Raw genomic sequence first — 7880 nt, 5'->3', positions numbered from 1 at the left:
CCGCCCCTACGGTCAACCCTGCCTGTTCCGTTATGACGGCGCCTGTAAGGGCGGTTCGCGAACCGCCCCTACCTACGACATTCATTTCTGATAATAACTGTGACTCTTACAATTGATAATAACAAACAATCAACAACAATGAACAAACTAAGACAAATCCTGCAATTTATCAGGGCCCTGTTGGGCTTTTTGTTGAACCTTAAAAAGAAGGAGACAGATGGGAAAAAAGAAGAAGTGGCTATGCCGGACAATCAGCCGGAAGTGGCTCGTGTGGTACCTGGTGATACTGGGGATGACGGCCTTGTGGGCGGACCGTACCGAAATCGTCCTGGCCTGCATCGGGGCGTTGTTGACACTCTCGGGGTGCGGAAGCGGTTCAGGGGAGAGTTCCGGCAGCAGCTTGCCGTCACAGCCGGATATGCGTTGATGATTTATGCGGCGGGCAGCTGGTTGTTGAGGATGCTCTAACACACCCCCTGCCCCCTCTTGAGAGGAGAAAAGGTACTCCCGACACTATGGAAGGGAGTATCTTTTTTTATCTTCTGCGACGTACGCTACGAACCGGAGAAGACTTCTCGGCTTTCGGAGCTTTTGTCTTGACTGTCTTTTCTTTGACTGCCTTTTCGGTTGTGGCGCCTTTCTGTCCGCGAGCCGAAGCTTTTTTTGTTTTCTTAGCCTCTTTCGTATCGGCTACCTGGGTGGTGTCGGGCTGGAACCAGAGGGACTTTTCAAAGGCAACCAGTTGTCCTTCGATGCGATCCTGTTCTCTCTTCAATGAATCCGGAGTAGGGCAATAAGCCTGCAACGGCAGGTTCATCAGGTTCTGTGTCTTGATGATATCTCCTTCGAACATACGGCGGCGGAAATAATCATCGATGGTGAACGTCATGGCATTGTTGATGTTGGACGTCATGATGAATGCGGTGTTGATATACGGACGGATACTTTCGTAAGGAACCCAGAACATCGGCATGGTGACTTCACCCACATCACCCGAACTTGTCATGATCGGACAGATAGCCAGTGTCTTTACATCGAAGACAGAGTTATTCTGGTCGAAATACCAGGCTTCTTTTATGTAATAACTACGAACGGTTTCAGAAGGTATGTCGCTTTCGTTGATGACGAATGTGGTTCCTTCGGTTCCTCTTCCGGGCACCTCTTCGTAATAGATACCGAAGCTGTCGAGCATCTTTTTCAGGTCTATCTTATTGCCTTCGCTGAAATCTTCGTAACCGTCCTCATACTGGTACGCATCTATTTTACCTTCGCTGATCAGACTGAAGATGATGGAGAAAAGATTCATCTGTCCGTTCATCGGAGTAACCGGATAATACAGCGGAGCGTTCTTTTCTTTCATCAGGTCTATCTGACGTAGCATGACACGCATCCACCGGGCGTTACCCACTTCCTGTGTCATACGCTCGTTCATATCCTGTGCCCGTACGGTCAGTTCGGGCATACCGGTGTCTTTTTTATCAGAAGCCCGTTCTCCGCGGGTGGCCTGCGGGCTTCTTCTTGCCCGTTGCTGGGTGTTGCCTGTTTCTTCCTGAGCCTGAATCGAGGTGGCTGTGAAGAACAGAGCGCTTGCAATTGCCAGTATGTAATAAAAACGTTTCATATTTTATATCCTTATTTGGGACGGTTCACGAACCGCCCCTACATTTAATTTACAATGACTTCGATCGGTGTGAGGGTACGTTCCAGACCATCGGGGCCTTTGGCTACTACACCTCTGATGAAAAAGCGTTTGCCTCTTGTTAAACGACGTATTCTGTCTTTCTGACCATCCGAGAACCGGGGACCCTGAGATACTTCGGGGATTGCATTTCCCATAGAGTCGTAGAACAACAGTTCGAAACGTAATACGTCAAACTTGATATTCAAAATATCGTCATCGATAGCAGCCTGCAGGACTTCTGTTTCGACCAGGTTACGCTTGGTCATGTTGCCACCGCGGAACTTACGAACGTTGCCGTTCTGGTCTTTATACTCGATGTATGGCATCGGGTCGGGCAGGGCACGTACACGGAAGGTGTTCTTTGCCATTTCCACACTGCGGCCGTCGGCCATGCGTGCGTTGACGGATATGATAGCGTCGGTTCCTACTTTCGACGGACGGGCTTCCCAGATATCGCCTTTGCGGGTCAGGGTTCCGTTTGTCATGGTAGCTGTTATGTTTCCGCTCGGTACACCCGGTACGGCGATACGCATATCGTTGGCGATACCGGCATATAATACGTTCATCAATAGCGGTGCAACGGTGGCACTCGGTTCGGTCACGAAATATTCGCTTTCGAAGTTCTGGCGCATGATGCTGCCGTCGTTGTTCGGCATTTCGATATATCCCTTGATAGGATAAGTACCCGGAGCTCCAGCGATAGTAGTGAACTGACCGCGGCTTTCTGCCGGCAGTTCTTTACCGTTGACAAATACGGTCGGACGTTTCGTAGAGTCGACAGCCGACAGGACGATGTTTGCCTTGTACTGGCCTCCGCGCATAACGATCTGGCTTTCCGGGATGACCTGTGCCGTCATCTGGTTCACGCGGTAGTCGCCTACGTCGACGCTGTTCAACAGGTTATTCAGTACTTCACCTTCCGCATAGCGAATGTCGCTTTGCAGCTTGGTCAATAAAGTAACGGCAGCCGCTACCGGCATATTTTCAAACAGAGCCTCTTCCCATGTGCGGGTATTGATACCGGCTTTGTGAGGAGGGGTAGTGCTCAGGCTCGCTTCCAGGACACGGGTCTTGGCGGTGTCTTCCACCATTTCTCCCATCATGGAACGATAAGAGTCGATAGCTTCGCGTAGCTTCTTGCCTTCACCGGTGACCGGTGCCAGCATGACACGTGAAGCGGCTTCGAGGTCGTCTTTATGGTCGATCTTATTTACGTCGGCATCTTTTCCGTCGGCAATGACTGCGATACGCTCTTTCAGTTCCTGTACATAGTTATACAAGCTGTCGGAAGCCGTCTTGACCTGCTTGCCTTTGTCGTACCATTCTTTCACCTTTTCGGGGTTACTTTGGTAATAGGCAGCCAGTTCGCCGGATACGATATCGTTTCGGTGAGACGAGTTATCGATAGACGTTCGTAAACTGTCTTCCACTAACTCGAAACCATCGAGAACCTCCGACGACACATTCAGTGCCATCATCGCGATGAACACCAGATACATCAGGTTGATCATCTTCTGACGGGGCGAGTTGGGATTATTTGCTATTCCAGACATTTTTCTTCAGTTTCGTTTGTTTGTTATCTACCGGCTTGTTGCTGGCCAGGATTGTTTGTATACGGAGGCTGCTGCTGGTATCCGTACGGTTGCTGGTACGGCTGCTGATAGGCAGTCTGCTGTTGCTGGTAATTAGGCTGCGGCTGTTGTGGTTGCGGAGCCGGTTGCTGATAAGCGGGGGCTCCACCCATATTGACAGTCATGGCTTGCAGCAAGCGGCTGTATACCTGGTTCAGTTCAGCCAACTGGCGGGTCATCTTTTCCGTTTCGTTGCGGAAGACCGAGCTGTCGGTTACCGAGCCGTCGTACATTTCGCGGATACGGTTCAGGCCGCCGTTGATATGTTCGATCGATTCGATCTGTGAACTGATACTCTTCAATTGTATTTCGTAGATAGTGTTCAAACCGGAGATATTGCGGTTGAGATTTTCCATCTGCTGCACGTAACCGCGTGAGTTCTGGTTGATACCGTCCGAATTGTCGGTGATACTCTTATATGAGTTAAGCAATGTGTCTGAAACATCGGTCAGCGAGTTGGTGACATGGCTGAAACGTTCCATGTTTTCGGACATGCCCGACAGTTGTTCCAGATATTTCTGGGTGGCTTCGGTCAGTTCGGCCATCTTGGAAATCTGTTCGGCTGCACCGCTCAGTTTCTTGATACTTTCGCTCAGGTTCTTTGTGTCTTCTTCGTTGACATCGAGGTTGCTCAGTACGGAAGCTCCTCCCAGGTCGCCTACGATACCTGCTTTCTTTGCCGCACCGACATTTATGTTGATGCCTTTGCCGGAATTATCGTCTTCCAGATTGTCTTCCGAGTTGACCAGGCCGGCCATACCTGTGCCTGCGAAGTCGGGACGGTCCATCGGGTTCTTTGATTTCAGAACCGGGAATACTTCTTCCCAGTGATATTCGTTTGAAGGATGTTCGAATGCAGAGATAAAGAATACCAGTGCTTCCACCGTCATGGCGATAAACAGGATCTGGTTACCGTACGGCAGGTGCAGCAACTTGAACATGGCACCTATGATTACGATAGATGCTCCCCAGCTGTAACAGAAGTTCAGTACTCTCTTTCCCATGTCGCTGGAAAGGAACATCTCTATTCTGTTTTTATATCTTCTATATTTTCCCATAATGTTGTATGTTTCTATTTTTAAGAGGGCGGGCAGACCCCGCCCCTACGTTATTACTTCTTTCCTTTTGAACGGGAGAACCCGACTTGTGTACGTGCGCAACGGAAGCCGATGTACGAACGTGTTTCGTTCTGGAACTCGAACGTGCGCATATCCGAACGGATAAACTGTGCCACATCTTTCCATGAACCGCCGCGTACCACTTTCTTTTTCATGGCATACGGGTCTTCCTTGGCTGCATTGTAGCGCAGGTCCGGATTCATATCGCTCATCTGGCTCGGACCCGATTCCGAATACATGGTGGATGTCCATTCCGCCACGTTACCGGCCATGTCATACAGGCCGAATTCGTTCGGTGCGAATGAACCTACCCGTGAAGGGATCAGGTGTCCGTCTTCCGTATAGTTTCCTTTTCCGGGCTTGAAGTTTGCCATGAAACAACCTTTGGCGTTCTGCAATTCGTCGGTCGACCAGGGGTATTTGTTCTCGTTCTTTCCGGCACGTGCCGCATATTCCCATTCGCCTTCTGTCGGCAAGCGGAACGGCTCGATGGCTTGTCCGGAGGGGAAGTTCAGGGATTGTTTGAACATATCGGTACGCCATACGCAGAAAGCGGTAGCCTGTTCCCAGGAAACACCTACTACGGGATAATCGTCGTATCCCGGGTGCTGGAAGTACATACGCATGTATGGTTCGTTGTAAGCATTGTTGAAGTCGTTTATCCAGCAGGTTTCGTCAGGATAAATATTTACGATGCGGGTATGGAGAAAATCCCACGGGCCGCTGAGCGGACGGGTAAGGGTTTCGTTGATGATATTACCGTCATCGTCGATGTAGGCCGTATCTTTCGAGATCATGACAACCTCGTTCGGGTTGACCTGGATATCGGTGTTGCGCACGCGTTCGCTCGGATCGAGGCGATTCTTGCGAAGGGCGGCCGATGTGTAGTCGTACCATTCGTATTTATAGACCATCTGTTTTTCGTCCAGACGTTTCTCTCCGGTGATCGGATGTACGTAGTATACGCTTTCGATAGCGCGCAACTCGTCTTCGTTCGCCCGTTTCCAGGGGATCGGACGGCTCCAGTCCAGATGCGGAGTCACGGGTTCGCCATACCGGTCTTCGGTGATCTTGAACAGGTCGTTGCCACCAAAAGCAGGGTCAGCCAGGCGTTCGCGGATGATAGAGTCGCGTACCCAGTAGACAAACTGACGGTATTTGGCATTGGTTATTTCTGTTTCGTCCATCCAGAAAGCGTCAAACGAAACCCCTTTTGTTTCGGGATTGATTCCCCACAACGAGTCTTTGTCTGCCGGTCCCATTTCGAACGAACCTCTTTTGATCAGAACCATGCCATAAGGCGAGGGTTCATTAAAAGCCACTGACCGTACCCCGGTAACTTCTCCTCCCGCTCCGGAAAGGGATTTACCACATGAGGTAAGCAAGGCTACTGCCATAAGTACTAATAATACTTTTTTCATATACTATAATATACGTACACTTTTATGTCTGTTCTTTCCTGTTTTCGTCTTCTTCAACTTCAACTGATACCTTACCACCACCTCGTGGCTACCGGTACTTGCCTTTAATATCGCCGTGGTAGGGAAGTCGTAAGCATATCCAACTTGCAATCTGCCGAATGTGGCTCCCAATAATACTACTACCGATTCATTCACACGCCAGGAAAGACCTCCGTTAAACATTTTATTATATACCATCCGGGCGGTGATATCCGCCTGGAACGTCTGCATGTCCGTTTTCAGGAATACAGAAGGCTGTAATTCATACAACGGATTATTAAATTGAATATTGTATCCACCTGTCAAATTTAATCCGGTAGACAGGTAAGTATAAGCATTTTCTTCGAATTGCATTTCCGGAGAGGTCAGGTGAGTAGCTCCGAAGCCGACGTAAAAATTCTTGTGGGTATAATAAACACCGGCATTTATGTCGAGGGCCATGGCCTGCACCGAGGTACGGGGGATGGCTTCGTCGTCCTGTTGGTGATAGTCATTTCCCTCGGGTATGAAAACTTTTGTTCCGTCGAAACCTTTGTTGAATATACCTCCCTGCAATCCGATGCTTAATGTACCTCCGAACAGCTTCTGTTTGTAGGCATATTGAGCGGCAACTTTTGTATTCGTGAAGAGCCCGATACTTTCCGTATTGACAACCAGCCCGACGCCGTGGTTTGTTTTTCCGAACGTCAGCGGCATATCGGCAATCACGAAGAAGGAAGTTCCCGCCTGGGGCATACCGATCCATTGCTGGCGGAAGAAACCGAGCATGTTCAAATCTCCTGTTGTTCCGGCATAGGCCGGGTTGTAATATCCCATGCCCAGAAAATACTGGCTTAACTGCACATCATCCTGGGCCCGCACGCCGGCCGTACAGGTAATCAATGCAATAATAAACAGGAAGACTCTCTTCATTTAAACTATAACTAACGTGGCGAAATAGGTTTCACCCCTACAATAACGCAGCAAAAAGGCATAAATTGTATTTATCGCAAAAAAACAAACGAGGCAGGGAACCTTGAAGGCCCACTACCTCGCTTTTATTTCAATACGCCCAGTTACAGCACATCAATATTCTTCTTCGTTGAAGAAAAAGTCTTCTTTACTTGGATAGTCAGGCCAAATGTCTTCCATACATTCGTAAATCTCGCCTTCGTCTTCCATTTCCTGCAAATTTTCAATCACTTCCAGTGGCGCACCGGAACGTTGTGCATAATCAATCAACTCGTCCTTGGTTGCAGGCCAGGGTGCGTCTTCCAGTTTTGAAGCTAACTCTAATGTCCAATACATAGCTATCTAGTATTAACAACTGTCCGAAGACAGTCAGGTTCTCATTTTTTCCGCAAAAATAAAACAATATTTCTTAGTTGCAAGTATAATCCCAAATAATTTCTTTACCATTATTCTTTATACACTCTTTCCGGGCCAGAACAAACAGATAATCAGATAGTCTGTTCATGAAAATAAGTACAGGCTCTTCCACCGGATTTGTTTCGGCCAGGCGATAGATCTGACGCTCTGCGCGACGACAGACGGTGCGGCAGACATGTGCCAGCGAGGCCGAACGGCTTCCTCCGGGAAGGATGAAATTTTTCATCTGGGGTAATTCACTATCCAGGCGGTCTATTTCACCTTCGATACGGGCGATGCTTTCGGGGGTGACTTTGCTTTCTATTTTCAGCTCGGTCGTTTCCTGGTCGGTTGCCAGGTAAGAGCCGATGGTGAACAGTTTATGCTGGACGAAAGAAAGAAAATCGATATCCGCCTGGTCGTCGAGGGCGGTGATAAGCAACCCGATGAATGAGTTCAGTTCATCCACCGTACCGTAACTTTCTATGCGCTGGTGCGCTTTCGATACCCGTTGGCCTCCTACAAGGGACGTTTTGCCCTTATCGCCGCCACCGGTATAAATAACACTTTTCTTCATATACTACTTTTTTTATTCAATATTCTTAATATAATGTCGTTGGTAGGGGCGGTTCGCGAACCGCCC

At 48.9% G+C, this 7880-nt stretch carries 8 protein-coding genes; 1 reads left to right on the top strand and 7 read right to left on the bottom strand.

The window, feature by feature from the left end; all coding sequences use genetic code 11:
• Window positions 1-138 precede the first annotated feature (138 nt).
• Window positions 139-468 carry a hypothetical protein gene (locus tag BQ7394_RS22585; protein WP_075559453.1) on the top strand — a complete coding sequence of 110 codons (330 nt, stop codon included), beginning with the start codon at window positions 139-141 and terminating at the stop codon, window positions 466-468.
• A gap of 67 nt (window positions 469-535) precedes the next feature.
• Here the strand turns inward: BQ7394_RS22585 and porN are convergent, their stop codons facing one another.
• The 7 genes from porN to BQ7394_RS22550 all read right to left on the bottom strand — a co-directional run bounded on the left by porN (window position 536) and on the right by BQ7394_RS22550 (window position 7814).
• Window positions 536-1621, bottom strand: coding sequence for a type IX secretion system ring subunit PorN/GldN (gene porN, locus BQ7394_RS22580; RefSeq protein WP_075559452.1), 1086 nt, complete (start codon window positions 1619-1621; stop codon window positions 536-538).
• 44 nt (window positions 1622-1665) lie between these two features.
• A complete protein-coding gene (porM, locus tag BQ7394_RS22575) occupies window positions 1666-3234 on the bottom strand; it encodes a type IX secretion system motor protein PorM/GldM (RefSeq protein ID WP_075559451.1) in 1569 nt (522 codons plus the stop codon).
• A 23-nt stretch (window positions 3235-3257) separates the two neighbouring features.
• Complete coding sequence (gene porL, locus BQ7394_RS22570) at window positions 3258-4370, bottom strand: type IX secretion system motor protein PorL/GldL (RefSeq protein WP_235848805.1); 1113 nt, start codon at window positions 4368-4370, stop codon at window positions 3258-3260.
• Window positions 4371-4423: 53 nt separating this feature from the next.
• A complete protein-coding gene (gene porK / locus BQ7394_RS22565; protein WP_075559449.1) occupies window positions 4424-5851 on the bottom strand; it encodes a T9SS ring complex lipoprotein PorK/GldK in 1428 nt (475 codons plus the stop codon).
• Between the two features lie 3 nt (window positions 5852-5854).
• Window positions 5855-6802 (bottom strand): PorP/SprF family type IX secretion system membrane protein, encoded by a 948-nt coding sequence (locus BQ7394_RS22560; protein WP_075559448.1) that lies wholly within the window; start codon window positions 6800-6802, stop codon window positions 5855-5857.
• Between the two features lie 153 nt (window positions 6803-6955).
• Window positions 6956-7177 (bottom strand): DUF2795 domain-containing protein, encoded by a 222-nt coding sequence (locus BQ7394_RS22555; protein WP_005633363.1) that lies wholly within the window; start codon window positions 7175-7177, stop codon window positions 6956-6958.
• A gap of 73 nt (window positions 7178-7250) precedes the next feature.
• Window positions 7251-7814 carry a cob(I)yrinic acid a,c-diamide adenosyltransferase gene (locus BQ7394_RS22550; protein ID WP_075559447.1) on the bottom strand — a complete coding sequence of 188 codons (564 nt, stop codon included), beginning with the start codon at window positions 7812-7814 and terminating at the stop codon, window positions 7251-7253.
• Between the last annotated feature and the right edge of the window lie 66 nt (window positions 7815-7880).

This window comes from Parabacteroides timonensis (genome assembly GCF_900128505.1).
GTDB classification, from domain to species: Bacteria; Bacteroidota; Bacteroidia; order Bacteroidales; family Tannerellaceae; genus Parabacteroides; species Parabacteroides timonensis.
Note: the sequence above shows the minus strand (reverse complement) of the source record. Positions and strands in the feature narration are given on the sequence as shown.

What these genes read in the sequence shown, in the direction of transcription:
- porL (WP_235848805.1), bottom strand. Translation starts at nt 4,370, where the DNA reads ATGGGAAAATATAGAAGATATAAAAACAGAATAGAGATGTTCCTTTCC.
- BQ7394_RS22555 (WP_005633363.1), bottom strand. Translation starts at nt 7,177, where the DNA reads ATGTATTGGACATTAGAGTTAGCTTCAAAACTGGAAGACGCACCCTGG.
- BQ7394_RS22585 (WP_075559453.1), top strand. Translation starts at nt 139, where the DNA reads ATGAACAAACTAAGACAAATCCTGCAATTTATCAGGGCCCTGTTGGGC.
- BQ7394_RS22560 (WP_075559448.1), bottom strand. Translation starts at nt 6,802, where the DNA reads ATGAAGAGAGTCTTCCTGTTTATTATTGCATTGATTACCTGTACGGCC.
- porN (WP_075559452.1), bottom strand. Translation starts at nt 1,621, where the DNA reads ATGAAACGTTTTTATTACATACTGGCAATTGCAAGCGCTCTGTTCTTC.
- porM (WP_075559451.1), bottom strand. Translation starts at nt 3,234, where the DNA reads ATGTCTGGAATAGCAAATAATCCCAACTCGCCCCGTCAGAAGATGATC.
- porK (WP_075559449.1), bottom strand. Translation starts at nt 5,851, where the DNA reads ATGAAAAAAGTATTATTAGTACTTATGGCAGTAGCCTTGCTTACCTCA.
- BQ7394_RS22550 (WP_075559447.1), bottom strand. Translation starts at nt 7,814, where the DNA reads ATGAAGAAAAGTGTTATTTATACCGGTGGCGGCGATAAGGGCAAAACG.